The organism is Brevundimonas balnearis (assembly GCF_042434805.1).
Classification (GTDB): domain Bacteria; phylum Pseudomonadota; class Alphaproteobacteria; order Caulobacterales; family Caulobacteraceae; genus Brevundimonas; species Brevundimonas balnearis.
This window is the reverse complement of the sequence record NZ_JBHLSW010000003.1, coordinates 17,289-39,195: the sequence shown is the minus strand read 5'-3', so window position 1 is coordinate 39,195 and position 21,907 is coordinate 17,289. Positions and strand designations below refer to the sequence as shown.

25 protein-coding genes, 1 tRNA gene and 1 pseudogene are annotated in these 21,907 nt (G+C 67.4%); 17 read left to right on the top strand and 10 right to left on the bottom strand.

The annotated features are described in order from the left end of the window. Positions 1-286 precede the first annotated feature (286 nt). Positions 287-371 (bottom strand) — tRNA-Leu (locus tag ACFFGE_RS01165). A gap of 12 nt (positions 372-383) precedes the next feature. Further along, the gene (locus ACFFGE_RS01160) at positions 384-1,226 is read right to left on the bottom strand and encodes an NAD(P)H-hydrate dehydratase (RefSeq protein ID WP_376833482.1); all 843 of its coding nucleotides are present in this window, start codon (positions 1,224-1,226) and stop codon (positions 384-386) included. Positions 1,227-1,346: 120 nt separating this feature from the next. On the opposite strand from ACFFGE_RS01160, the gene ACFFGE_RS01155 reads away from it, so the two are divergent. Then, on the top strand, positions 1,347-1,685 hold the full coding sequence (locus tag ACFFGE_RS01155) for a P-II family nitrogen regulator (protein ID WP_376835158.1): 339 nt from the start codon (positions 1,347-1,349) through the stop codon (positions 1,683-1,685). Between the two features lie 76 nt (positions 1,686-1,761). Beyond that, the gene (glnA, locus tag ACFFGE_RS01150; RefSeq protein WP_376833479.1) at positions 1,762-3,171 is read left to right on the top strand and encodes a type I glutamate--ammonia ligase; all 1,410 of its coding nucleotides are present in this window, start codon (positions 1,762-1,764) and stop codon (positions 3,169-3,171) included. Between the two features lie 133 nt (positions 3,172-3,304). On the opposite strand, the gene tatC is transcribed toward glnA, so the two are convergent. The 3 genes from tatC to ACFFGE_RS01135 are packed head-to-tail and all read right to left on the bottom strand — an operon-like array spanning position 3,305 to position 4,948. Further along, entirely contained in the window at positions 3,305-4,198 is an 894-nt protein-coding gene (gene tatC / locus ACFFGE_RS01145; RefSeq protein WP_376833477.1) for a twin-arginine translocase subunit TatC, read from the bottom strand. Next, on the bottom strand, positions 4,195-4,686 hold the full coding sequence (gene tatB, locus ACFFGE_RS01140; RefSeq protein WP_376835156.1) for a Sec-independent protein translocase protein TatB: 492 nt from the start codon (positions 4,684-4,686) through the stop codon (positions 4,195-4,197). The genes tatC and tatB overlap by 4 nt, the downstream gene beginning before the upstream one ends. A 46-nt stretch (positions 4,687-4,732) precedes the next feature. Then, the gene (locus ACFFGE_RS01135; RefSeq protein WP_376833475.1) at positions 4,733-4,948 is read right to left on the bottom strand and encodes a twin-arginine translocase TatA/TatE family subunit; all 216 of its coding nucleotides are present in this window, start codon (positions 4,946-4,948) and stop codon (positions 4,733-4,735) included. A 102-nt stretch (positions 4,949-5,050) separates the two neighbouring features. Between ACFFGE_RS01135 and rnhA the strand changes: the two genes are divergently transcribed. The 8 genes from rnhA to ACFFGE_RS01095 all read left to right on the top strand — a co-directional run bounded on the left by rnhA (position 5,051) and on the right by ACFFGE_RS01095 (position 13,206). Continuing rightward, positions 5,051-5,500 (top strand): ribonuclease HI, encoded by a 450-nt coding sequence (gene rnhA / locus ACFFGE_RS01130; RefSeq protein ID WP_376833473.1) that lies wholly within the window; start codon positions 5,051-5,053, stop codon positions 5,498-5,500. 63 nt (positions 5,501-5,563) lie between these two features. Beyond that, on the top strand, positions 5,564-6,709 hold the full coding sequence (locus ACFFGE_RS01125) for an Acg family FMN-binding oxidoreductase (RefSeq protein ID WP_376833471.1): 1,146 nt from the start codon (positions 5,564-5,566) through the stop codon (positions 6,707-6,709). Further along, a complete protein-coding gene (locus ACFFGE_RS01120; RefSeq protein ID WP_376833469.1) occupies positions 6,706-7,161 on the top strand; it encodes a MarR family winged helix-turn-helix transcriptional regulator in 456 nt (151 codons plus the stop codon). The genes ACFFGE_RS01125 and ACFFGE_RS01120 overlap by 4 nt, the downstream gene beginning before the upstream one ends. A gap of 128 nt (positions 7,162-7,289) precedes the next feature. Continuing rightward, the gene (locus tag ACFFGE_RS01115) at positions 7,290-8,285 is read left to right on the top strand and encodes an NAD-dependent epimerase/dehydratase family protein (RefSeq protein WP_376833467.1); all 996 of its coding nucleotides are present in this window, start codon (positions 7,290-7,292) and stop codon (positions 8,283-8,285) included. Between the two features lie 75 nt (positions 8,286-8,360). After that, positions 8,361-9,638, top strand: coding sequence for a UDP-N-acetylglucosamine 1-carboxyvinyltransferase (locus tag ACFFGE_RS01110; protein WP_376833465.1), 1,278 nt, complete (start codon positions 8,361-8,363; stop codon positions 9,636-9,638). Beyond that, on the top strand, positions 9,635-10,624 hold the full coding sequence (murB, locus tag ACFFGE_RS01105; RefSeq protein ID WP_376833463.1) for a UDP-N-acetylmuramate dehydrogenase: 990 nt from the start codon (positions 9,635-9,637) through the stop codon (positions 10,622-10,624). The genes ACFFGE_RS01110 and murB overlap by 4 nt, the downstream gene beginning before the upstream one ends. A 1-nt stretch (position 10,625) precedes the next feature. After that, the gene (locus ACFFGE_RS01100; RefSeq protein WP_376833461.1) at positions 10,626-11,927 is read left to right on the top strand and encodes a lipopolysaccharide biosynthesis protein; all 1,302 of its coding nucleotides are present in this window, start codon (positions 10,626-10,628) and stop codon (positions 11,925-11,927) included. Between the two features lie 4 nt (positions 11,928-11,931). Then, entirely contained in the window at positions 11,932-13,206 is a 1,275-nt protein-coding gene (locus ACFFGE_RS01095; protein ID WP_376833459.1) for an O-antigen ligase family protein, read from the top strand. Here ACFFGE_RS01095 and ACFFGE_RS01090 read toward each other — a convergent pair. Together ACFFGE_RS01090 and ACFFGE_RS01085 are read right to left on the bottom strand one after the other, a co-directional pair. Next, positions 13,203-14,189: a glycosyltransferase family 2 protein gene (locus tag ACFFGE_RS01090; protein WP_376833456.1), complete on the bottom strand. Its 987-nt coding sequence runs from the start codon at positions 14,187-14,189 to the stop codon at positions 13,203-13,205. The genes ACFFGE_RS01095 and ACFFGE_RS01090 overlap by 4 nt on opposite strands. A 25-nt stretch (positions 14,190-14,214) precedes the next feature. After that, the gene (locus tag ACFFGE_RS01085) at positions 14,215-14,460 is read right to left on the bottom strand and encodes a hypothetical protein (RefSeq protein WP_376833454.1); all 246 of its coding nucleotides are present in this window, start codon (positions 14,458-14,460) and stop codon (positions 14,215-14,217) included. A 146-nt stretch (positions 14,461-14,606) separates the two neighbouring features. Between ACFFGE_RS01085 and ACFFGE_RS01080 the strand changes: the two are divergent. Both ACFFGE_RS01080 and ACFFGE_RS01075 read left to right on the top strand, forming a co-directional pair. Then, positions 14,607-14,758, top strand: a pseudogene (locus tag ACFFGE_RS01080) (transposase); the annotation flags it as partial. A 177-nt stretch (positions 14,759-14,935) separates the two neighbouring features. Then, positions 14,936-15,847 carry a WecB/TagA/CpsF family glycosyltransferase gene (locus ACFFGE_RS01075; RefSeq protein ID WP_512700091.1) on the top strand — a complete coding sequence of 304 codons (912 nt, stop codon included), beginning with the start codon at positions 14,936-14,938 and terminating at the stop codon, positions 15,845-15,847. A 23-nt stretch (positions 15,848-15,870) separates the two neighbouring features. Here the strand turns inward: ACFFGE_RS01075 and ACFFGE_RS01070 are convergent, their stop codons facing one another. From ACFFGE_RS01070 to ACFFGE_RS01060, 3 genes are all read right to left on the bottom strand, one after another. Beyond that, the gene (locus ACFFGE_RS01070; protein WP_376833449.1) at positions 15,871-16,338 is read right to left on the bottom strand and encodes an NfeD family protein; all 468 of its coding nucleotides are present in this window, start codon (positions 16,336-16,338) and stop codon (positions 15,871-15,873) included. Between the two features lie 6 nt (positions 16,339-16,344). Beyond that, positions 16,345-17,373 (bottom strand): SPFH domain-containing protein, encoded by a 1,029-nt coding sequence (locus ACFFGE_RS01065; protein WP_376833447.1) that lies wholly within the window; start codon positions 17,371-17,373, stop codon positions 16,345-16,347. A 67-nt stretch (positions 17,374-17,440) separates the two neighbouring features. Further along, on the bottom strand, positions 17,441-17,854 hold the full coding sequence (locus ACFFGE_RS01060; protein WP_376833445.1) for an NUDIX hydrolase: 414 nt from the start codon (positions 17,852-17,854) through the stop codon (positions 17,441-17,443). Positions 17,855-17,900: 46 nt separating this feature from the next. Between ACFFGE_RS01060 and ACFFGE_RS01055 the strand changes: the two genes are divergently transcribed. The 5 genes from ACFFGE_RS01055 to ACFFGE_RS01035 all read left to right on the top strand — a co-directional run bounded on the left by ACFFGE_RS01055 (position 17,901) and on the right by ACFFGE_RS01035 (position 21,761). Then, positions 17,901-18,164: a type II toxin-antitoxin system Phd/YefM family antitoxin gene (locus ACFFGE_RS01055; RefSeq protein WP_376833443.1), complete on the top strand. Its 264-nt coding sequence runs from the start codon at positions 17,901-17,903 to the stop codon at positions 18,162-18,164. Beyond that, positions 18,161-18,541 (top strand): type II toxin-antitoxin system VapC family toxin, encoded by a 381-nt coding sequence (locus tag ACFFGE_RS01050; RefSeq protein ID WP_376833440.1) that lies wholly within the window; start codon positions 18,161-18,163, stop codon positions 18,539-18,541. Before ACFFGE_RS01055 ends, ACFFGE_RS01050 begins: the two co-directional genes overlap by 4 nt. Further along, a complete protein-coding gene (locus ACFFGE_RS01045) occupies positions 18,538-19,944 on the top strand; it encodes an FAD-binding oxidoreductase (protein WP_376833438.1) in 1,407 nt (468 codons plus the stop codon). Before ACFFGE_RS01050 ends, ACFFGE_RS01045 begins: the two co-directional genes overlap by 4 nt. Before the next feature lie 128 nt (positions 19,945-20,072). Further along, a complete protein-coding gene (yaaA, locus tag ACFFGE_RS01040) occupies positions 20,073-20,843 on the top strand; it encodes a peroxide stress protein YaaA (protein ID WP_376833436.1) in 771 nt (256 codons plus the stop codon). 69 nt (positions 20,844-20,912) lie between these two features. Continuing rightward, complete coding sequence (locus tag ACFFGE_RS01035) at positions 20,913-21,761, top strand: 3-hydroxybutyrate dehydrogenase (protein WP_376833434.1); 849 nt, start codon at positions 20,913-20,915, stop codon at positions 21,759-21,761. Positions 21,762-21,907: the final 146 nt, after the last annotated feature.

Genomic DNA, 21,907 nt, shown 5'->3' with positions numbered 1-21,907 from the left:
CTCGAACCAAAGGCCCGGGAGCGATCCCGGGCCTTTTTCTTTGTACGCGCTCAGACAGCGAGCGACCGCGTCGCGAGCGGTAGCGCCAGAATCCCGAGCTCAGCAGCGAGGCTCCGCGAGCCGAGCCGTAGCGCCCCACCACGCGCTGAAGCAGCGAGCGACCGCGTCGCGAGCGGTAGCGCCAGAATCCCGAGCTCAGCAGCGAGGCTCCGCGAGCCGAGCCGTAGCGCCCCACCACGCGCTGAAGCAGCGAGCGACCGCGTCGCGAGCGGTAGCGCCAAAATAATGGTGCGGATGAGAGGACTCGAACCTCCACGCCTCGCGGCGCTGGAACCTAAATCCAGTGCGTCTACCAGTTCCGCCACATCCGCGTGGCGTCCGCTCTAGGCGTCGCCGGGCGCGGCGTCCAGCCGTTGCGCGATCAGCGGGGGCAACCGGTCTGGCAGGTCCTCGGCGATGAGCCCGGGCCCGAAGCGCCGGGCGGCCTCGGCATGCAGCCACACGGCGGCGGACGCCGCCTCAAAGCTGTCCATCGACTGGGCCAGCAGGCCGCCGATCATGCCGGCCAGGACGTCGCCGCTGCCGGCGGTCGCCAGCCATGGCGCGGCCCCGTCATTGATGCGCACCCGGCCGTCCGGCGCGGCGATCACCGTCCGATCGCCCTTCAGCACGACGATACAGCCTAGGACGTCGGCGGCCTGGCGCGCGGCGTCCTCCCGCCCCTTCTGCGCCAGCAAGCCTGGGAACAACCTTTCGAACTCCCCGGCGTGCGGGGTGGCCACATCATCCCGGTCGAGCCCCAGCGCCAGCTGGTCCACCCGCCCCTGGAACACCGTGAGGGCGTCCGCGTCGAGCACCAGCGCCGCGCCGGTGCGCTCCAGCGCGGCGATGTTCAGCACCGTGGCCTCGTCGACCCCCGCGGCGGGCCCTATGACCACGGCGTCCATCGGCTCGCTCAGGCGCTCCAGGTCCAGCGGATCGTTGAAGACGTCCAGCATGACGGCCTCCAGCGCGGGGGCCAGCACCATGGCGGCGTCCGGCGGGCAGAAGACTTTCACCAACCCCGCCCCGATCCTCAGCCCGGCCCGCGCCGCCAGCCGCGCCGCGCCGGTCCTGAGCGGCGGTCCGGACACGACGCCCAACCGGCCCCGGCTGTGCTTGTGCGTCTCCGCCGTGGGGCGCGGCAGGGCCGAGGCCCACAACGCCGGCCCGTTCGTCTCGGTCATGCCGATCTCCGTCCGTCCACGAACATGGCGATTTTGCAAAAGGCTCTTGCGTTATGCTGCAATGCAATGTCCCTTTGCTACCCGAACCAAACGCCGCTGGCGCAGGGCATCGGGGCCGCCATGAAGAAGATCGAAGCCGTCATCAAGCCTTTCAAGCTCGACGAGGTGAAGGAGGCGCTTCAGGACATCGGCGTGCAGGGCATGACGGTGCTCGAAGCCAAGGGTTACGGCCGCCAGAAGGGTCACTCCGAGCTCTATCGGGGCGCCGAATACGTCATCGACTTCCTGCCGAAGATCAAACTGGAGGTCGTGGTTCCCGACGACCTGGCGCCGGCGGTGGTCGAGGCGATCCAGACGGCCGCCCGCACCGGCAAGATCGGCGACGGCAAGATCTTCGTCTCCGACGTCGCCGACGTCATCCGCATCCGCACCGGCGAGACCGGCGCCCAGGCGGTCTGACCCTCTCCTCCCCGAAGCCGTCCGGTCCGCGGGCGGCTTTTCTCCTTAAGCCTCCCCCAAGAACAGGACCTCGAGAATGAGCGCCGCCGACAAGATCCTCAAAGAGATCAAGGATAAGGACGTCAAGTACGTCGATCTCCGCTTCACCGACACGCGCGGCAAGCTGCAGCACGTCACCTTCGACATCGACTTGGTGGACGAGGATTTCCTGAACGAGGGCACGATGTTCGACGGCTCCTCGATCGCCGGCTGGAAGGCGATCAACGAGTCCGACATGCTGCTGAAGCCGGATCTGAAGACCGCCTACGTGGATCCCTTCTACCAGCAGACGACGCTGTTCCTGTTCTGCGACGTCCTGAACCCCGACACCGGCGAGCCCTACAACCGCGACAGCCGCTCGATGGCCAAGAAGGCGCTGGCCTATGTCCAGGCCTCCGGCGTGGGCGACGCGGTCTACTTCGGCCCGGAAGCCGAGTTCTTCGTCTTCGACGACGTGCGCTGGTCCACCCAGCCGCACAACACCTTCTACGCCTACGACTCGACCGAGCTGCCGGCCAACACCGGTGCGGAATACACCGAGGGCAACATGGGCCACCGCCCGGGGCCCAAGGGCGGCTATTTCCCGGTCAACCCGGTCGACTCCGGCCAGGACCTGCGCGGCGAGATGCTGGCGGTCATGAAGGACCTGGGGCTGGACCCGGAAAAGCACCACCACGAGGTGGCGCCGGCGCAGCACGAGCTGGGCCTGAAGTTCTCCGACCTGCTGACCATGGCCGACCGGCTGCAGCTCTATAAGTACGTCATCCACAACGTGGCGGCCGCCTACGGCAAGTCGGCGACCTTCATGGCCAAGCCGATGTTCGCCGACAACGGCTCGGGCATGCACGTGCACCAGTCGATCTGGAAGGACGGCAAGCCCCTGTTCGCGGGCGACAAGTACGCCGGCCTGTCGGACACCTGCCTGTGGTACATCGGCGGGATCATCAAGCACGCCAAGGCGATCAACGCCTTCTCCAACTCGACCACCAACAGCTACAAGCGCCTGGTGCCGGGCTATGAGGCGCCGGTGAAGCTGGCCTATTCGTCGCGCAACCGCTCGGCCTCGATCCGGATCCCGTGGGTGCACAGCCCGAAGGCCAAGCGCATCGAGGCGCGCTTCCCCGACCCGATGGGCAACCCCTATCTGACCTTCGTGGCCCTGCTGATGGCGGGCCTGGACGGCATCGAGAACCGCATCGATCCGGGCGCGGCGGCCGACAAGAACCTCTACGACCTGCCGCCGGAAGAACGCGGCAACATCCCCGAGGTCTGCGGTTCGCTGCGTGAGGCGCTCGAGAACCTCGACAAGGACCGGGCCTTCCTCAAGAAGGGCGGCGTCATGGATGACGACTTCATCGACAGCTACATCGAGCTGAAGATGGAAGAGGTGGCGCGGCTGCAGCTGCACCCGCACCCGGTCGAGTTCGACATGTACTACAGCTGCTGATCGGTCAGATCGGCGGATAGGAAGAGCCCCGGACGGTCCGCCGCCCGGGGCTTTCTCGTTTCGGGCGCGGGAATCTCAGCGGGCGGACGTTGGCGGGCCGAAGACCCGTGCGACAACGCGATGTCGGGCCGAATCAGACCCCGGCCAGCCCCTCCGCCTCATCCTCCCGCCTGCGCCGCATCTCGATCAGCCGGACGCACCAGATCGAGATTTCGTAGAGCAGCACCAGGGGGATGGCGAGCATCAGCTGGCTGATCGGGTCCGGCGGGGTGACGACGGCGGCGACCACCACCACGGCGACGATGGCGTAGCGGCGGCCCTCGGCCATGACCCGCGACGAGATGATTCCCGCCAGCCCCAGCAGGGTCATGACGACCGGCAACTGGAAGCAGAGTCCGAACGCGAGCAGCAGCGCGGTCACCAGGTTCAGATAGTCCGAGACGCGCGGCAGGAGCTCGGCCGACACGCCGCCGCCGACGATCTGCTGACTCAGCGAGAACCACATCACGAACGGCAGCATGACGAAATAGACCAGCGCCGCGCCCAGCAGGAAGAGCAAGGGCGAGGTGATCAGGAACGGCAGGAAGGCCCCGCGCTCGTTGCGATACAGACCGGGGGCGACGAAGCGATAGAGCTGCCAGGCCAGCACCGGAAACGCCACGAAGACGGCCCCGAAGCCCGCCAGCTTCATCTTGGTGAAGAGGATCTCGAGCGGCGCCGTGTAGATCAGGTTCACCGTCTGGCCGTCGACGGCGGGGATGGCCCGCAGGCCCGCCGTGGCCAGGATCAGATCCAGCGGGGATACGGCAGAATGCCCGCCGCCCGCCGCCTGGTGGAAGGCCGCCGCCGCCGCGAACGGCTTCACCAGGAAAATGTAGATCGGCTCCGAGAAGGCGAAGCAGCCGATGAAGCCGATGACGAAGGCGACGACGCAGACGATCAGCCGCCCACGCAGCTCGATCAGGTGATCCATGAGCGGCGCGCGCGACGCCTCGATCTCGGCCTCGTCCCGGTCGGTACGGCTCATGACTTCGCCGGGCTCCTGCGCGGCTTGGCGCCGGCCTTGGCCGGCGTCCTGGGCTTGGCCTGGCGGGCGCCGGCGCGACGCGCGGGCTTCGCCGGCGCCGCGGCCGGTTCGGGATCGGCCACGGCGACGGCGGGGGGCTGGGGCTGGGGCGGGACGTCGCCCTCAGGCGTGGTCAGCAGCGGCTGCGGCGCGTCCAGCGGCCGCTGAAGGTCGCTTCTGATGTCGCGAAAGGCCGCTTCGGCCTCGGCCCCCAGAGGGACCATCCCCTGCCCGCGCCGGAGCGCCTCGACCTCCTTGCGCAGGTCGTCGAGTTCCGACTGGCGCGCCATCTCGTCGAAGCTGGCGCGGAACTCGCTGGCCATGGCCCGGGCGCGCGCCATGAACTGCCCCACCCGACGCATGAGCAGGGGCAGGTCCTTCGGCCCGACGACGATCAGGGCGACGAGGCCGATGACGAGGATTTCAAAGCCGCCGATGCCGGGGCCCAGGCCGCCCATGGGTTCAGGGTCTTTTCCGCTGGAGTCGCGCGCCGGATCAGCGCTTCAGGTCTTCCTTTTCCGCGTCGGTGCGCGGCAGCGAGCTGACGCCGTCCGCCGGGCCCTTGTCGTCCTCGCCCTTCAGGCCGTCGCGGAAGGCGCGGATGCCCTTGGCGGCGTCGCCCATCAGCCCGGACAGCTTGCCCCTCCCGCCGAAGAGCAACAGCACGACGACGACGACGATGGCCCAGTGCCAGATGCTCATGGCGCCCATGGCGAACTCTCCTCAGACGGACGACCTTCGCCCGCGATGTCTCTCGCCCCGCATATAGGCCAGCCGATGGCGGCGCGCCAAGGGACGCTGTAGTCACGCCCCATGAGTTCCGGCCTGACCCACGTCATCATCCACACCGACGGCGCCTGCAAGGGCAATCCCGGCCCCGGCGGCTGGGGCGCGATCCTCCAGACGGCGGGCGGCCACGAGAAGGAGTTGTGGGGTGGGGAACCCCTGACCACCAACAACCGCATGGAGCTGATGGCGGCGATCCAGGCGCTGGAGGCGCTGACCCGTCCGTGCAGGGTCGAGCTGCACACCGACAGCAAATATGTGATGCAGGGGATCACCGAATGGATCGGCGGCTGGAAGGCGCGCGGGTGGAAGACGGCCGACAAGAAGCCGGTCAAGAACGACGACCTGTGGAAGCGGCTGGACGCGGCCCGCGCGCGCCACGACGTCCGCTGGCGCTGGGTCAAGGGCCACGCGGGGCACCGACTGAACGAACGCGCTGACGCCCTGGCCAACCGCGGCATCCCTGACCTTCGCTGAGAGTCTTGACTCGTTCGATGTCTAACGACTATCTTGTTCGATATCGAACTATTGGAGGTCGAAATGGTCGCGCGTCGGGATTTCATTCGCATCATGGGCGGCGGCGTGCTCGCCGCGCCGCTGCTGGCCCAAGCCGCCTGTGCGCCGTCGGCGGGCCTGCCGGATCCGGTCGCCGCCTGGAACCAGCCGGGCGCCGGTCAGGACGACGACCGGCTGTTCGCCCTCGCCCACGGCATCCTGGCCCCCAATCCCCACAACCGGCAGCCGTGGCTGATCGAGCTCCAGGGCGCGGACCAGGCGGTTCTCCATGTCGATCGCGAACGGCTGTTGCCCGTGACCGACCCCTTCGACCGCCAGATCGTCATCGGTTGCGGCGCCTTTGTGGAGCTGACCTGCCTCGCCGCGACTCTGCGCGGGCGCTCGGTGACGGTCGAGCCGTTTCCGGACGGCGGCGGCGTGCCGCGTCTGGACGATCGACCGGTGGCGCGCTTCACCTTCGGCAAGGGCGGGGCGACCGATCCCCTGGCCGCCCGCATCCTCACCCGGCGCTCGAACAAGGCGGCCTATGATCCCGCCCGCCCGCTCGATACCGCCGCCGCGCGCAGGATGCTGGCCGAGGGCGCCGCGCCCGGCTTCCGCTCAGGCGTCGTCGCCGACGGGCGTCTGTCGGCCCTGCGCGACCTCGTCAGCGGCGCCTATGTGACGGAGATCGTGACCCCGGCCGCCTTCGAGGAATCGATCGAACTGATGCGGATCGGCCGCGAGGAGATCGCGCGCCATCGCGACGGGATCGACATCGGCGGTCCCATGGTCGAGGCGATGGCGGCGGTGGGGCTGATGTCCCGCGACCAGATCCGCAAACCCGGCACGATGGCGCACGAACAGGGCAAGTCCATGTATCGCGGGCTGGCCGACAGCAGCCCCGCCTTCGTGTGGCTGATCAGCGAGGGCAACGATCGCGCGACCCAGCTGAACGCCGGTCGCGCCTGGGCGCGGATGAACCTAGCGGCGGACGCGGGGGGCGTGGCCGTCCACCCGGTCAGTCAGGGCCTGCAGGAGTACGCCGAGGTCGCCGAGTTCAAGCGGCGCGTCGACGCCCTGGTCGGGGTCCGGCCCGGCGAACGCTTGCAGATGCTGGCCCGCGCCGGATACGGCAAGGTCGTGCCGCCGGCCCCCCGTCGCGGCCTCGAGGAGCATCTGGTGTCGTGACCCATCCGCCCGGCGACCCTTCCGGCTTCAAGGTGCTGAACGAGATCGGCATCGTGGCCCAGCTGTCCGGCAACCTGTTCGAACGCCTGTTGCCGGACGGGCTGTCGCTGGCGGGATTCACGGTGCTGAACAACGGCGTGCGGCTGGGGGACGGGAAGACGCCGGCGGAGCTGGCCCGCGCTTTTCAGGTGTCCAAGGCGACGATGACCCACACCCTCCAGAGGCTGGAGGCGCGCGGCCTGGTCGAGCTTCGCCCGGACGCGCGGGACGGCCGTTCCAAGCGCGTGCACCTGACCGAGGCCGGACGCGGCGCGCGCGAGGCGGCCATCATGTCCCTGGCCCCGACCCTGGCCCAATTGGGCGAGGCCTTCACCCCGGCCGAGCTCGAGGGGCTGCTGCCCACCCTGTCGCGGCTGAGGGCTTGGTTCGACGCGCGCCGGACGCCGATCTAGACGCGCGCTCGCACAAGCCGACAGGGGCCTCTCGGCCCGGGTCCGATTGCGGCGCCGCACAAATTTTGATTGTCGCTGGCGCCCGCCGCGCGCTATGCCGCGTATCAGGGGTATGAGCGGGGGCGAGTGTGGGTGGGCGCAACACCGGGCCGGTGATCCTCACGGGGGCGGCGGGGTTCGTCGGCCTGCACGTGGCGGAGCGGCTGCTCGCGCGGGGCGAGACGGTTATCGGCGTCGATGAATTCAACGCCTACTACGACCCGGCCTTGAAAGAGGCCCGCGCCGGACGACTGGAGGGCCGGCCCGGTTTCCGCATGGTGCGGATGGACATCGCCGACCACGCCGCCTTGCGCACGTTGACCGCCGACAGCGGCGCGCGCCGGGTGGTGCACCTAGCCGCGCAGGCGGGGGTCCGCTACTCGCTGGAGAATCCCTTCGCCTACGAGCGCTCCAACCTGGCCGGTCACCTGTCGGTGCTGGAGGCCTGCCGCCACTCCGAGGTCGAGCATCTGGTCTACGCCTCTTCCAGCTCGGTCTATGGCGACCGGCCGCTGGCGGTCACGGGCGGGGCCGGCGGCTTCCGCGAGGACGACCCCACGGTCAGCCCGGTGTCGCTCTACGCCGCCACCAAGCGCGCCTGCGAGCTGCTGAGCCAGAGCTACGCCGCCCTCTACGGCTTCCCCCAGTCGGGCCTGCGCTTCTTCACCGTCTATGGCCCCTGGGGTCGGCCGGACATGGCCTATTTCAGCTTCACCGAAAAGATCATGCGCGGCGAGCCGATCGAGGTGTACGGCGAGGGCAGGATGGCCCGCGACTTCACCTTCATCGACGACATCGTCGACGGGGTGGTCGGGGTGCTGGACCACCCGCCGGCCCCGGGCGGCCACGAGGTCTACAACATCGGCGACAGCGCGCCGGTCGGCCTGATGGAGATGATCGCCACCCTGGAGCGCCACCTCGGCCGCGAGGCCGTCAAGGTGATGCGCCCCATGCAGCCCGGCGACGTCACCGCCACCTACGCCGACGTCTCCAAGCTCCACGCCCTGACCGGCTATGCGCCGAAAGTGCCGCTGTCCGACGGCCTGGGGCGGTTCGTGGAGTGGTGGCGGGGGTGGCGGTCATGACGGCCCGCGCCTGCCTCGCTCAACGTATGGCGTCCAAAGCTCCCCATCCCCGGCTAACGGCAAGATCGATCTGACATGTCCGCACTCGCCTCAGCTACCGCCAGATCCACCAGCACGCTCACGGTCGCAAGGAGCCGGCTGGAAGGTCGCGTCACCGTCAGCGGAGCCAAGAACAGTGTGCTGCGCCTGCTGGCGGCGTCCCTACTGACGGGCGACGAGATCACGCTCAACAACTATCCCGCTGGCCTTCTCGACGCCATCGTCCACGTCGGGATGCTGGAGGCGCTGGGGAAGGAATGCGTCACTTCCGGTTCGACGTTGACCATCCGCCAGCGGACCGCCCCGCCGTCGGAGCTGGTCTGGGAGGGCCGCTCCATCCGCAACACCCTGCTGATCCTGGGAGCCCTCGTCGCCCGCACGGGCTCGGGCGCGGTGCCGGCGCCTGGTGGATGCCAGCTGGGCGACCGCAAGATCGACATCCACGAGATGCTGCTGCGCGCCCTCGGCGCCGAGGTGACCATCGAGGACGGCATGCTCAGGGCCCACGCCCCCAACGGGCTCGTGGGCACGGACATCCATCTTCCGCTACGCTCGACCGGCGCGACCGAGAACGCGATCCTGTGCGGGACGCTGGCGCACGGCGTGACGCGCATCTGGAACCCGCATGTCCGTCCGGAAATCCTCGATCTGATCGCCATGCTCCGCAGCATGGGCGCCCGCATCACCGTCCGCGGCCAGGAGAGCATAGAGGTCCATGGCGTCGACGCACTTGGCGGTGCGCGGCACCGAGTCGTGCCGGACAACATGGAAGCCATCACCTGGATGATCGGCGCGGTCATGACGGCAGGGGATGTCGAGATCCGAGATTTCCCGTTCGACCACTTGGAGGTGCCGCTGATCTTCCTGCGCGAAAGCGGAGCTAAGTTTTACCGAGGCACCGACGACTCCCTGATCGTGCGCGGAGGCGAATGCTTCCCGGTTGAAATCAGCACCGGCCCTTACCCCGGCATCAACTCGGACATGCAGCCCCTGTTCGGCGCCTATGCCTGCCTTGCGCAAGGCCGCTCAAAGTTGATCGACCTACGGTTCGTCGGCCGCTACGGCTATGCTGACGAGTTCGCCCGGATGGGTGTTCGTACCTCGGTGGAGGATGGCGTGCTGGTCATCGACGGCGGCGCGCCGGTCAGTGGGACGGACGTCACGGCGCTGGACCTGCGCGCGGGCATGGCCCTGACTCTGCTGGGGATGTGCGCCGACGGCGAGACGACCATCCACGACGCTTGGCAGATCGAACGCGGCTACGACGCCCTCCACGCCAAACTCGCCACCCTAGGGGCGTCGGTCAGGCAATGACCGAGGGGCGCCCGGCCCTTGCCCGCGACCTGATGCGCCTGTCCGGCGGCGCCGTCACAGCGGACGCCGATCTGCGCCAGTACGGCCGCTGGCGAACGGGCGGGCGCGCCTGGCTGGTGGTCGAACCGAGCAGCGCCGAAGGCGTTCGCGCAACCCTCTCGTATCTCGCCGACACCGACCTGCCCCGGTTGGTGATCGGGGACGGCTCCAACGTCCTGTTTGACGATCAGGGTTTCGATGGGGTGCTGGTTCGGATCGGCCCGTCCCTGTCGGCGCTCCGCTTCAACGGCCTCGAGGTCACCGCCGAGGCCGGCATCTGGGTCCCGCGCTTCGTCCGCCTGTTGGGCCAGCGCGGCCTGAAGGGCCTGGAGCACGCCATCGGCATTCCTGGGACGCTAGGGGGGCTGGTGATGATGAACGGCGGCAGTCGCCGTCAAGGCGTGGGCTCCAGCACGGTCAACGTGCGCGGCTGTGACATGAGGGGGGCCCCGTTCACGCGTAGCCGGGCGGAGTGCGCCTTCCGCTATCGCGGCTCGACCCTCCAGGACGACGGGCTGATCGTGCTGGAGACCGACTTCCGTTTCGAGGCGGCCGAGCGCGGCGCGCTGCGCCGCGAGATGATCAGCATCATGGGCGAGCGTCGGCGGAAGTTCCCCAAGGCCCAGCCCAACTGCGGGTCGGTCTTCCTCAGCGACCCGCGAATGTATGAGGTGATCGGTCCGCCGGGGGCCGCGATTGAGCGTGCCGGGCTGAAGGGCCGCCGGATCGGCGGGGCCCAGAGCTCCCCCCTTCACGCCAACTTCATCGTCAATCTCGGCGACGCCCGATCGGACGACATTCTGTCGCTTATCCACCTGATCCGCACCACGGTTCATGACCAGACTGGCTTCTGGATGGATGCCGAGGTGCGCCACATCGCCCCCGACGGCCGGGTCCGCCCGGCGCACGAGGCGGCGGCCGCCCACGCCGCGCCGCAAACGGCGTGACATGAAAACTCTCGCGCTCAAAGCGTTCACCATCCTCGGCTCGCGAGTGCTGACACACGCCTCGCAGGTGGTCGCCTTCGTGCTGCTGGCGCGGGTGCTGTCGCCGGCGGGCTTCGGCGCGTACGGGGTGCTGACGTCAGCCGTCTTCCTCAGCGGTCAGGTCGGCAACCTCGGCTTGCGTCAGTCTGCCGCCCATCGGATCGGTCAGAAGCGGATGAGCGACGGCGACGCCATGGGTGTGATGCTGGCCTTCTGGCCGCCGGCGGCGGTGGTTTGCGCAGGCGCTGTCCTCTGGTTCAACGGGAAGGCTCTCGGCGATCTGACGGCTGGCGCCGGCGCCTTCGGACCGCAGACTGCACTGGCCTTGGCCGCGGCGGGCGTCCTGTTCACCGTCTTGGTCCAGGGGGTGTTTCTGGGACGTGGCGAGATCCGCAACTTCTCCGTGGCCGAAGCGGGACCGCGTATGCTGCAGTCGGCGTTCATCGCTGTCCTGTGGCTAGCCGGGCTTCTGACGGTCGCGACGGCCATGTGGAGCTTCGCGCTCGGCTTTTTGCTCTTGATCCCCTTCACAGCCTGGCTGGCTCTGCGTGGCGCATCTCCGCTACGGCTGCCTCTGGCCGAGGGCCTGGAAATGGTTCGTCATGGCTTGATCTTCGCCGCCTCCATGTTCCTGATCACGCTGCAAGGCAGGGTCGGAGTGTTCTGGCTCAGCGCTGTTGATGGGCCTGAAGCGGCCGGCCACCTCTTCGCCGCCCAACGCGGGGTCGAGATCGTGCTCGAACTGGCCACCGCCGTCGGCCTTGTGCTGTTTTCCGAAGCCACGCGCTCCGGCTCACTCAAAAACAACATGGCAGCGACGCTGAAGACCGCCCTGCTGTTGTCGGGCATGTTCCTTGTCATTGGCGCTACGGCCGCCTTGGCCGCACCGCTCGTGGTGCCGCTGGTGCTGGGGGAAGCCTATACCGAGGCGGTGCCGGTCGTCCGCGTCCTCGCGCTCGGCCTGGCCCCGGCCGCCTTCGTCAAGATCATGAACAGCGTGGTGGCGGGGTCGGGCAAGCCGACGCTTAGCGCAGCGGTGATAGGAGGCGCGCTTCTGATGAACACGAGCTTGGCCTATATCCTTGTTCCGAGTTCGGGAGCGCTCGGGGCGGCTTGGGCCTCGGTATGTTCATTCAGCATGGCCGCCGGTGTCTATCTGTTCGCGACGTTGCGCTTTCGGACCACCCGCGTCGCCGCGGATGCTGGCGACATCAAGACATCCGCCTCTGATACAGGCGCAGGAACCCCTCCCTTAAGAGGTTGACGAAGTGACACCGTCCCACGCGACCCGACGCGCACATTCGATCTCACCGATCGAATCCGCAATCGCGGTCATCATCATCGTGTTCATGGCCCGTGGACTGGTCTGGATATTTGGCGGCGTTGACCCGACAGACCGGGGCGGCATCTCGGAGAGCGGGTTTTCGTATAGCCTAACGAGCGGGATCATATATTCCTACGCTCTATACAGACTGATTAGGATGAATATCATATCAAAAGAAGTTCTGGTCGCCGCTTGGCCGATGATACTGTTTGTATTCATCGCATTTTTGTCGACGTTCTGGTCGATATCTCCTAGCGATTCATTTGTCCGATCAGTGTCATTAGCTGGCACCATATTAACAGGCGTGTATCTGTGGGCGCGCTTTCCGTCGCGTAATCTTATTTCTATATTTGGGATCGCCTTCGTAGCGATGACGATCGCCTCTATCGCTCTCGCCAACTTTCTCCCACTCTACGGAAAGCAAAATATTGGCGACAACATGGGCAACTGGCGCGGTATATACTCACACAAAAATCCGGCCGCATACTCGACAATTTTAGGACTCATTACAACCGCTTACCTTGCGGCTACATCGCGACGGCCGTGGCCTTGGCTTATTGGCTCCGCACTTTGTGTGATAATGTTGCTGGGCAGCTCCTCCAGGACCTCGCTGATTGCGATATCTATTACAATATCTATCACAATACTTATATTAATGTGCACCTCTAGATCTGTCTTCGTGAGGCAGACTTCGGTTCTGTACGCGATGTTGATCGCGATATCGACGTATTATGTTTGGACGAGCGCAGACAGTATATTGAACGCGCTTGGTCGAGACACGACACTTACCGGCAGGGGTCTCATTTGGCCGGCGGCGATAAAGTTCTGGGCGACATCACCGATACTGGGGCACGGCTATCAGGCCGCCTACCTGTCACCGGAAGGAATGCCCCGGTATATGTATGGAATTGGCTGGCGATGGCTTCCCTCGCATTCTCATAATTCCTATATCGATGTTATGCTCGGCGTCGGGCTTTTGGGCCTCCTCACTTTCGCCATGGGCGTGATCACCGCCGCAGTCAGAGCGATCAAGTCTTTCCGTGAGAGAACGCGCCCGGAGGTGGCTTGGACGCTCGTCGCAATGATCGCCATCTGCGTGATCGGATTTTCCGGCCGCGTCATCATGCAGCCGAACACGGTGGAACTCTTGATCACCACCATATTCATTCTCGCTGCCGCGCAGGCGAGTCCTGGCGCGCTTAGACAAAGGGCCGGTTAGCCGCCACGAGCCGGGGCCTCGGTCCGCGCAACGCCGACGGCCCTTTGTACCGCCGCCAGCAAAAGGCGCGTCGCCCTCGCCTCGGCCAGGCCGCACGCGGCAGCGATCAGATAGCGGCGTGGATCGCTGTTCAAGACAGCCGCCGTCTCGTTGACGAGATCTGTCCGCCCCCATGCAATCAGCCTCAATGACGCCTTGAACGCATAGGCCTGGAACTCGGGGTCGTCGTCAGGAACCAACTCAAATATTCCCCCATCACGCGCCAACACCGAGAGCATGTTCTCGGCAGCCAGCTTATCCGCTGTCGCTATTCGGGCGGCGGCTATCGCGTACCTCCACTGGATTTTGGCCTTCTTGGGATCGTAACTCACCCCGTCGAAAATTATGTATCGCTTGTACAATGGTGCTGGCACGGTGAAGAAAGGTCCAACCTTTATCATTCGGAGCCACAGATCTAAGTCTTGACAGTTCACAAAATGAGGTCTGTATCCGCCGGCCGCGACGTAAGACGAACGCCGCATCATCACCTCGCCATGGGTGAATATATTACTCTTGAGAAGGCTCTCGAAAGTTACAGTTCCGGCGTCCGGCATTCTGATTCTTTCTAGACCCGTCTCCTCGACTACATTTATATAGTGTGATCCGACCACAGAGATTTGCGGGCGATCCGAGAGGGCGCGCGCCTGTGCAGAGATCCTATCCGGTAACGCGACGTCGCCAGAGCCGTGTACGGCTATGAAATCGCTATCCGAAGAGGCGATTGCGTCTATCATCCCCCGCGTGAAGCCGAGCCGTTCGGGGTGATGCACGACCTTCAGAAGTTCGGGGTGCAATGCTGCATAATATTCGAGGCGATCGCCTGTGCCGTCCGTCGATGCGTCGTTGAACGCGATGATGGAAAAGTTTTCGTAGGACTGGTTGACCAGAGACTCGATAGTGCGGTCCACCAAGCGCTCGCGGTTGTAGAATCCGGTCACGACCACGACACGTGGCTGTGTTTGTTTGGCGTTAGCCACAGTGCTCCCCCCGACGGATGGATCGCCGATACGGCCTCGGACGAAGCCGCCGCCGATGGCGGACGGCGCGCAGGCCGGCGATCATCGACACGGTTACGGCGTCGGCGATGTCATGCCCGGTAATCAGGTCGAGGTGGATCGCGTCCTTGTCCGTGCACGTCACGACATGGCCGACGTCCGCGAAACCGGCTCCGGGCGCCCGCCCCACACAGACGGTCCCGATCGTGGCGACGCGCATGGAAAGCCCCCCTTCCCGCGCCAGACATACGTGCTGCGTTGCAACATGGCAATCGTGATGCGGCCACGGCGCGCCTAGGCTTTGAACCCGTAAAGCTTGCGGCGACCGGCTCTCGCTGATTCAAGGATTCCGGAAGGAGCCTTGGCATGGCGCGATGCGATCTGAGCGAGGTGGAGCGGCGCCTGATCAAGCCCCTGCTGCCCGACCAGCCCCCCGGGGGGCTCGGGTGGACGGCCGGCGGGTGATCAACGGCATCTTCTATATGCTGCGGACCGGCTCGCCGTGGCGTGACCTGCCCAGCGGCGCCTCAAGCGGAATCGCGAAGCGACCCCCCTAAGCCGATCAGGCTCTGTGCGGACCCGCCGCCACGCGCCCGACGGCGCGCGAGTGCACTGCAACATAGGTCTCGCCCCCGTCATTTACCGGTGTTACGCTGAACGCGTCGCGGGCGGAGGGCTCCGCGTCGGGGGATGACATGAGCGCAGCGTCCGGGAGCGCCGCGGCGGAGATGAGCTCCGCGGCGGGGGGCCAACCGTCACCGCACCAAGACAGGGCAACCGCACGCGGCGCGTCGGTCCCCCACGTCCGTGTCGGCGGCGTTCGGGCGGCTCTGATCTCTCGGGCCGAGCTGATCGAGCTCATGCTGAACGAGGCGCCGGCCCTGAGGAGGGCGGACGCGCCGCCCAGGCTGGTGTTCGACGTCAACGGCCACGCCATCTCCATGGCGGCCCAGGACGGGGCGTTCCGCGCGGCGCTGGACGCGGCCGACATCGTCCACGCCGACGGCGGCGTCATCGTCGCCGCATCGCGCCTGACGGGCGGGGGCGGCATTCCGGATCGTTCGGCCACGACGGATGTGTATCTGGACTGCCTGCTTCCGGCGGCGGTCGGAAGGGTGAGGATGTATCTCCTCGGCGGCCGGCCCGGGGTGGCGCGAGCGTGCGCCGAGCGCTCGGCTCTCATGGCGCCGGGCCTGGACATCGTCGGCGACCGGCACGGCTACTTCAGCGAGGACGAGGAAGCCGCCGTGGTCGAGGAGATCAACGCGGCCGCGCCGGACGTGGTCTGGGTGGGCCTCGGCAAGCCGAAGGAGCAGGCCTTCTGTCTTCGTCACCGGGACCGCCTGAAATGCGGTTGGCTCGTGACCTGCGGCGGACTCTTCAACTATGTCACCGGGGATTATCCGCGAGCCCCGCGCTGGATGCAGCGCTCCGGCCTGGAATGGTTGCACCGCCTGGCGACCAATCCTCGCCACCTGTTATGGCGCTACGCCACGACCAACCCCCACGCGCTCTGGCTGATCGCGACCAAGCTCGGAGGCCCCGGCGGACCGAGCCACGATACGGCCGGAGTCGACCGATCCGTTTCGACGCGCCTGCGCGCTTGATCCCTTCACGCGGCGTCGCCGGATCAGGCCCCTGCTCCGGTCGCCACCTTCAGCACCGAGCCCTCGGCCGCGGTGACGGTCACATAGTCTCCGACGGGCGCGTCGCCCGCCGCCATCTCGGCCTGCCATTCGGCGCCTGAGACGAAGACACGGCCCCGGCCGTTCTCGAAGGGCTGGACCACGCGGGCCTGCTGGCCCACCAGCCGCGACTCGCGGTCGTTGACGTCAGGGGCCGCCGCCGGGTTCACCCGCTGCACGAAGCGGCGCGCGACGAGCGTCAGCACCACCGTGATCAGCGAAAAGACCGCCAGTTCGAACCCCGGCCCGAAGTCCAGCCCCACGGCCGTCAGCACCGCGACGACCCCCGCCGCGACCGCCGGCCACAGCAGCCATTCGGTCGTGAACGCCGCCTCGATGGCCAGCAGGATCACGCCCACCGCCAGCCAGATCCAGTAGGGCTGGGCGGCGTAGATGTCAGCGATGGTCTGCATGGCGCATCACTCCGTGGGCGGGACCGAGCCGCGCGGACGGCGCGGGGCGACCGGCGGCGGCGGGGCCGAGGTCGTGGCGCGCGGCGCCTGGGGCTGGCTGGGGGCGGGCCGGGCCGCGCCCTGCTGGTCGCGCGCCAGGCCGACCAGCTCGCCGACTCCGGCGATGGTCCCGACCAAGGCCCCCATTTCAGCGGGCACGATGACGGTCTTCTGCTGCGGGCTGCGCGCCAGCTCGGCGAAGGCCTCCACATACTTCTGAGCGACGAAGTAGTTGATCGCGTTGACGTCGCCGCGCGCGATCGCCTCAGACACCATGGCCGTCGCCTTGGCCTCGGCCTCGGCCTCGCGCTCGCGGGCCTCGGCGTCGCGGAAGGCGGCTTCCCTGCGGCCCTCGGCCTCCAGGATGGCGGCCTGTTTGGCGCCCTCGGCGCGGGCGATGGCGGCCTGCTTCTCGCCGTCCGCCTCGGTGATGACCGCGCGGCGCTCGCGCTCGGCCTTCATCTGGCGGGCCATCGCGTTCGTGATGTCGGCGGGCGGCGTCAGGTCCTTGATCTCGATGCGGTTGACCTTCACCCCCCACGGCTCGGTCGCCGCGTCGATCACGTGCAGCAGCCGCGTGTTGATCGAGTCCCGCTGGCTCAGCACCTCGTCCAGCTCCATCGAGCCGACCACGGTCCTGAGGTTCGTCATGCAGAGCTGCGAAATGGCGTAAGGCAGGTCGTCGACCCGATAGGCGGCCCGCGCGGCGTCCATCACCTGGATGAAGACGATGCCGTCGACCTTCACCATGGCGTTGTCCTTGGTGATGACCTCCTGGGTCGGCACGTCCAGCACCTGCTCCATCATGTTCATGCGCCGCCCGACGCGCTCCACGAAGGGGGTCAGGAGGTGGATGCCCGGGGTCAGGGTCTTGGTGTACTTGCCGAAGCGCTCGACCGTGAACTCGCGGCCCTGCGGCACGATCTTCACCACGCTGAACAGCAGGATGAAGGCCAGGACGACCAGCGCGATCGCGAAGATGTTGAAGAAGTCCATGCGTGTCTCCCTATACGGGAAACCTACGACCCCACGGCTGCGCTCGCCAGCGAAACCGGACGCGCAATCATGAACTCGCCGTCATCTTCGCAGCCAGCCGGATGACGCGGACGGTTTCGGACCAGGCGACCAGATCGTCAACCGTTGATACCGGATGGAAGGCCGCCTCGACGGCGTCGTCGCCCGCCACGGGCTCGCCGTTGATCCAGCGCGCGGCGTAGTCGATCAGGACGTAGTGCCGCCCGGCATCGGGAAAGACGCCGTCCACAACATCGATCAGGCCGATCAGTTCGGCCTCGACGCCGGTCTCCTCACGCAGTTCGCGCAGCGCCGCCTCGCGCACCCCCTCGCCCGGCTCGATCCGTCCGCCTGGCAGGCTCCACTCCCCCTGGCGCGGCGGCCGCCCCCGACGGATCAGCAGAACGTCGTCGCCCCGCAGACAGACGACGCCGACGGCGGGAATGGGCTGGCTTTCGAGCATGGTCAGGTCAGTTGGTCCAAGTGCCCGCCGATGCTATCCTGCCGTCATGACGACCACCATGAACATCGCGGAAGCCAAAGCTCACCTTTCCGAACTCGTCGCCCGCGCAGAAGCCGGGGAGGAGGTCGTGATCGCACGCAAGGGCAAGCCGGCGGTGAAGCTGGTGGCGGCGGAGCCGCGTCACAAGCGACAGGTCAGACTGGGCGTCTGGGAACACCTGAACATCGACGTGCCCGATGGCGTCTTTTTCGATCCCGACCCTGAGCTCGAGGCTCTGATGGACACCCCCATTGATCCCGACGCCCGTTGAGGCTGCTTCTCGACACGCACGTTGTGGTCTGGGCTGCGACGCGGCCGGATCGGCTGTCCGAGCGAGCGCGCGCAGCGATCCGCGACGTAGAGAACGAGCGGCTGGTCAGCGCCGTTTCAATTTATGAGATCATATACAAGCGTGGCGTCAGCCAGGGCCTAGGCGTTCTGCCCGATGATGTGATCCAGCTAGCCGACCCGCTGGTTCTGTCCTGGCTTGCGGTCGACGAACATCACGCCGACCGAGCCGCGCGCCTGCCTCTACGGCATCGGGATCCTTGGGACCGGATGATTGTCGCGCAGGCTCTGATTGACGACCTAACCCTGGTGACCGCAGACCGAGCCCTGAAAGGCTATGGAGTTCCGATCCTGTGGTGACCGCGCCCTCCCCCGCCGCCGTCGACGCCCTGACCGCCGCCCTCCCGCCGGAGAGCTGGACGCGTGATCCGTTCGAGATCGCGCCCTGGCTGAAGGAATGGCGCAATCGCTGGACCGGCGAGACGCCCCTGCTGCTGACGCCACGCTCGACGGAGGAAACGGCGCGCATGGTCGGGCTGTGCGCCGAGGCGGGCATTCCGCTCACGCCCCAGGGCGGCAACACTGGCCTGGTCGGCGGACAGATACCCCAGGGCGAGGTGCTGATCACCACCCGCCGGCTGCGGGCGGTCCGGGACGTCACGCCGCTGGACGACGCCATGACGGTGGAGGCCGGGGTCACCCTGCTGGAGGCGCAGCAGGCGGCGGCGGGCGCCGACCGGCTGTTCCCCCTCAGCCTCGCCGCCGAGGGCACCGCCACCATCGGCGGCGTCATCTCCACCAACGCGGGCGGCACCGCGGTCCTGCGATACGGCATGATGCGCGACCTCGTGCTGGGGCTCGAGGCGGTGATGCCGAACGGCGAGATCTTCCACGGGCTGAAGCGGCTCAGGAAGGACAACACCGGCTACGACCTGAAGCAGCTGCTCATCGGGGCCGAGGGCACGCTGGGAATCGTCACCGCCGCCAGCCTGAAGCTGTTTCCCGTCATGCGCTCGCGCGCCACGGCCATGGTGGGGCTGGAGACGCCCCACGCCGCGATCCAGCTCCTGGCCCGCGCCAAGGCCGAGACCGGCGGGGGGGTCGAGGCGTTCGAGCTGATGAAGCGGCTGGGCATGACGTTCGTGCTGAACAACATCCCCGACACCCGCGAGCCGCTGGACTCGACCCCGCCCTGGTACGTGTTGATCGAGCTGGTCTCTGGGGAGCCCGGCGGGGCCGAGGCGGCCCTTGAGCGCTTGCTCGAGCACGCCTTCGAGGCGGGCCTGATCACCGACGCCGCTATCGCCCAGAACCAGGCCCAGCGGGCGGATTTCTGGAAGGTGCGCGAGGAGCAGTCCGCCGCGCAAAAGCCCGAGGGCGGCGGCTGGAAGCACGACGTCTCCGTCCCCGTCAGCCGCATCGCCGACTTCCTGGATGAGGCGACGGCGGCCGTGCAGCGGTTCGAGCCCGGCGCGCGCGTCTCCGCCTTCGGCCACGTCGGCGACGGCAACATGCACTATGACATTCTGTGCCCCCCCGGCGGCGACCTCCAGGCCTTCCTCGGGCGCTGGATGGAGGGCTCTCGCGTCGTCCACGACGTGGTCGCCCGCTACGACGGCTCGATCTCGGCCGAGCACGGACTTGGCCGCCTCAAGACCGACGAGGCGCGGCGCTACAAGACCCCGCTGGAGATCGCCACGATGCGCGCCGTCCGCGACGCCATCGACCCCAGGCGCATCATGAACCCGGCGGTGCTTTTCTAGAGCCTGGTCGGCTCAAGTGGAATCGCTCCGCGATTCCGCTTGGGGCGTGAATCACGCTCTCACCGAAAACTGGAGAAGGTCAGGACGCCGCGTTTGCATCGGCCGGCTTAGCGGCTATCTCCCGCGCCATGCTGATCGTCCTGTCCCCGGCCAAGCGCCTCGATTTCTCCGAGCCCGCCCTGTCCGTCGCGCCGACGCGCCCGCGCATGGCCGACGACATCGCCAGCCTGGCCAAGACCGCGAAACGCCAGACCAAGGCCGACCTGCGCCGCCTGATGGGCATCTCCGATGATCTGGCCAGGCTGAACCGCGAGCGGTTCCAGGCCTTCGATCCCGCGTCCGACGAGGGGCTGCCCGCCGCCCTCGCCTTCGCCGGCGACGTCTATCAGGGTCTGGAGGCGCGCACGCTGGACGCCGAGGCGCTGGCCTTCGCGCAAGACCGCGTCCGCATCCTGTCGGGCCTCTACGGCGTGCTGCGGCCCCTCGACCTCATCCAGCCCTATCGACTGGAGATGGGCACGCGGCTGAAGACCCGGCGCGGCGCGTCGCTCTATGACTTCTGGGGCGACCGGATCTCGAAGCTGCTGAACGCCGACGCCGAGGGCCACGCCGACCCGACGCTGGTGAACCTGGCCAGCCAGGAGTATTTCGGCGCCGTCGACGCCAAGGCGCTCAAGCTCCCGGTGGTGACGCCCCAGTTCCGGGAGGCGAAGGACGGCGAGAGCCGCATCATCTCCTTCTTCGCCAAGAAGGCGCGGGGAACCATGGCCCGCTTCGCCATCGACGCGCGTGTCGAAAGGGCCGAGGACCTGAAGCGGTTCGACCGCGACGGCTATCGCTTCGACCCCGACGCCTCCACCGAGAGCGACTGGATATTCATCAGGTCGGGAAATCCTTGAGGCCGCCGGTGGCCACCGTCATGATCCGGCGCTAGCCTGTCCGCCCACGATCGAACTTCGGATACCTGCATGTTCCCCTGGTCCAAGCGCGGCGACGCCGCGTCTTCCCCCGTCGAGGCCTCCCGCCAGCCCGGCGACCTGCGCGGCCAGGTCTGCGTCATCTCCGGCTCCACCTCGGGCATCGGCCTGGCGCTGGCCAGGGCCGCCGCCAGCCATGGCGCGGACGTGGTGCTGAACGGCCTGGGCGATCCAGCCGAGATCGAGCGCACCCGCGCCGGGCTCGAAGCCTCCTGCGGCGTCCGCGTCCGCTATCATGCGGCCAACATGATGAAGGGCGACGAGGTGGCCGACATGGTCGCCTTCGCCAAGCACCAGCTGGGTCGCCTGGACATCCTGGTCAACAACGCCGGCGTCCAGCATGTCGAGGCGGTCGAGACCTTCCCCACCGACAAGTGGGAGCAGATCCTGGCCATCAACCTGTCCTCGACCTTCTACGCCACCCGCGCGGCGATCCCGATCATGAAGGCGCAAGGCAGGGGCCGGATCATCAACGTCGCCTCGGCTCACGGCCTAGTCGCCAGCCCCTTCAAGTCGGCCTACGTCGCCGCCAAGCACGGGGTGATCGGCTTCACCAAGACCGTGGCGCTGGAGGTCGCGCGCGACGGCGTCACCTGCAACGCCATCTGCCCCGGCTATGTCGAGACCCCCCTGGTCAAGCAGCAGATCGCCGACCAGGCCAAGGCCCGCGGCATCAGCAAGGAGCGGGTGGTCGAGGACGTGATCCTGGCCGCCCAGCCGACCAAGCAGTTCGTCACCACGGAACAGTTGGCGGGTCTGTTCCTTTACCTCGCGTCCGACCTGGGCGCCTCGGCCAACGGCGCCAGCTTCTCCATCGACGGCGGCTGGACCGCGCAGTAGCGGGCGGACATTGTTGAGACCTTCTCCCCTCGGGGGAGAAGGTGGGCCGCAGCGCGGCTCGGATGAGGGGGCTCGTTCAGCTCGCTCGACGTCCGACGATGAGCGTGGGGCTGGCGTCCCCCTCATCCGTCATGCTCCGCATGCCA

Excerpts from the sequence above, each read along its gene's own strand:
- ACFFGE_RS01160 (WP_376833482.1), bottom strand. The coding sequence starts at position 1,226 with ATGACCGAGACGAACGGGCCGGCGTTGTGGGCCTCGGCCCTGCCGCGC.
- ACFFGE_RS01155 (WP_376835158.1), top strand. The coding sequence starts at position 1,347 with ATGAAGAAGATCGAAGCCGTCATCAAGCCTTTCAAGCTCGACGAGGTG.
- glnA (WP_376833479.1), top strand. The coding sequence starts at position 1,762 with ATGAGCGCCGCCGACAAGATCCTCAAAGAGATCAAGGATAAGGACGTC.
- tatC (WP_376833477.1), bottom strand. The coding sequence starts at position 4,198 with ATGAGCCGTACCGACCGGGACGAGGCCGAGATCGAGGCGTCGCGCGCG.
- ACFFGE_RS01135 (WP_376833475.1), bottom strand. The coding sequence starts at position 4,948 with ATGGGCGCCATGAGCATCTGGCACTGGGCCATCGTCGTCGTCGTCGTG.
- rnhA (WP_376833473.1), top strand. The coding sequence starts at position 5,051 with ATGAGTTCCGGCCTGACCCACGTCATCATCCACACCGACGGCGCCTGC.
- ACFFGE_RS01125 (WP_376833471.1), top strand. The coding sequence starts at position 5,564 with ATGGTCGCGCGTCGGGATTTCATTCGCATCATGGGCGGCGGCGTGCTC.
- ACFFGE_RS01110 (WP_376833465.1), top strand. The coding sequence starts at position 8,361 with ATGTCCGCACTCGCCTCAGCTACCGCCAGATCCACCAGCACGCTCACG.
- murB (WP_376833463.1), top strand. The coding sequence starts at position 9,635 with ATGACCGAGGGGCGCCCGGCCCTTGCCCGCGACCTGATGCGCCTGTCC.
- ACFFGE_RS01100 (WP_376833461.1), top strand. The coding sequence starts at position 10,626 with ATGAAAACTCTCGCGCTCAAAGCGTTCACCATCCTCGGCTCGCGAGTG.
- ACFFGE_RS01085 (WP_376833454.1), bottom strand. The coding sequence starts at position 14,460 with ATGCGCGTCGCCACGATCGGGACCGTCTGTGTGGGGCGGGCGCCCGGA.
- ACFFGE_RS01075 (WP_512700091.1), top strand. The coding sequence starts at position 14,936 with ATGAGCGCAGCGTCCGGGAGCGCCGCGGCGGAGATGAGCTCCGCGGCG.
- ACFFGE_RS01070 (WP_376833449.1), bottom strand. The coding sequence starts at position 16,338 with ATGCAGACCATCGCTGACATCTACGCCGCCCAGCCCTACTGGATCTGG.
- ACFFGE_RS01065 (WP_376833447.1), bottom strand. The coding sequence starts at position 17,373 with ATGGACTTCTTCAACATCTTCGCGATCGCGCTGGTCGTCCTGGCCTTC.
- ACFFGE_RS01060 (WP_376833445.1), bottom strand. The coding sequence starts at position 17,854 with ATGCTCGAAAGCCAGCCCATTCCCGCCGTCGGCGTCGTCTGTCTGCGG.
- ACFFGE_RS01055 (WP_376833443.1), top strand. The coding sequence starts at position 17,901 with ATGACGACCACCATGAACATCGCGGAAGCCAAAGCTCACCTTTCCGAA.
- yaaA (WP_376833436.1), top strand. The coding sequence starts at position 20,073 with ATGCTGATCGTCCTGTCCCCGGCCAAGCGCCTCGATTTCTCCGAGCCC.
- ACFFGE_RS01035 (WP_376833434.1), top strand. The coding sequence starts at position 20,913 with ATGTTCCCCTGGTCCAAGCGCGGCGACGCCGCGTCTTCCCCCGTCGAG.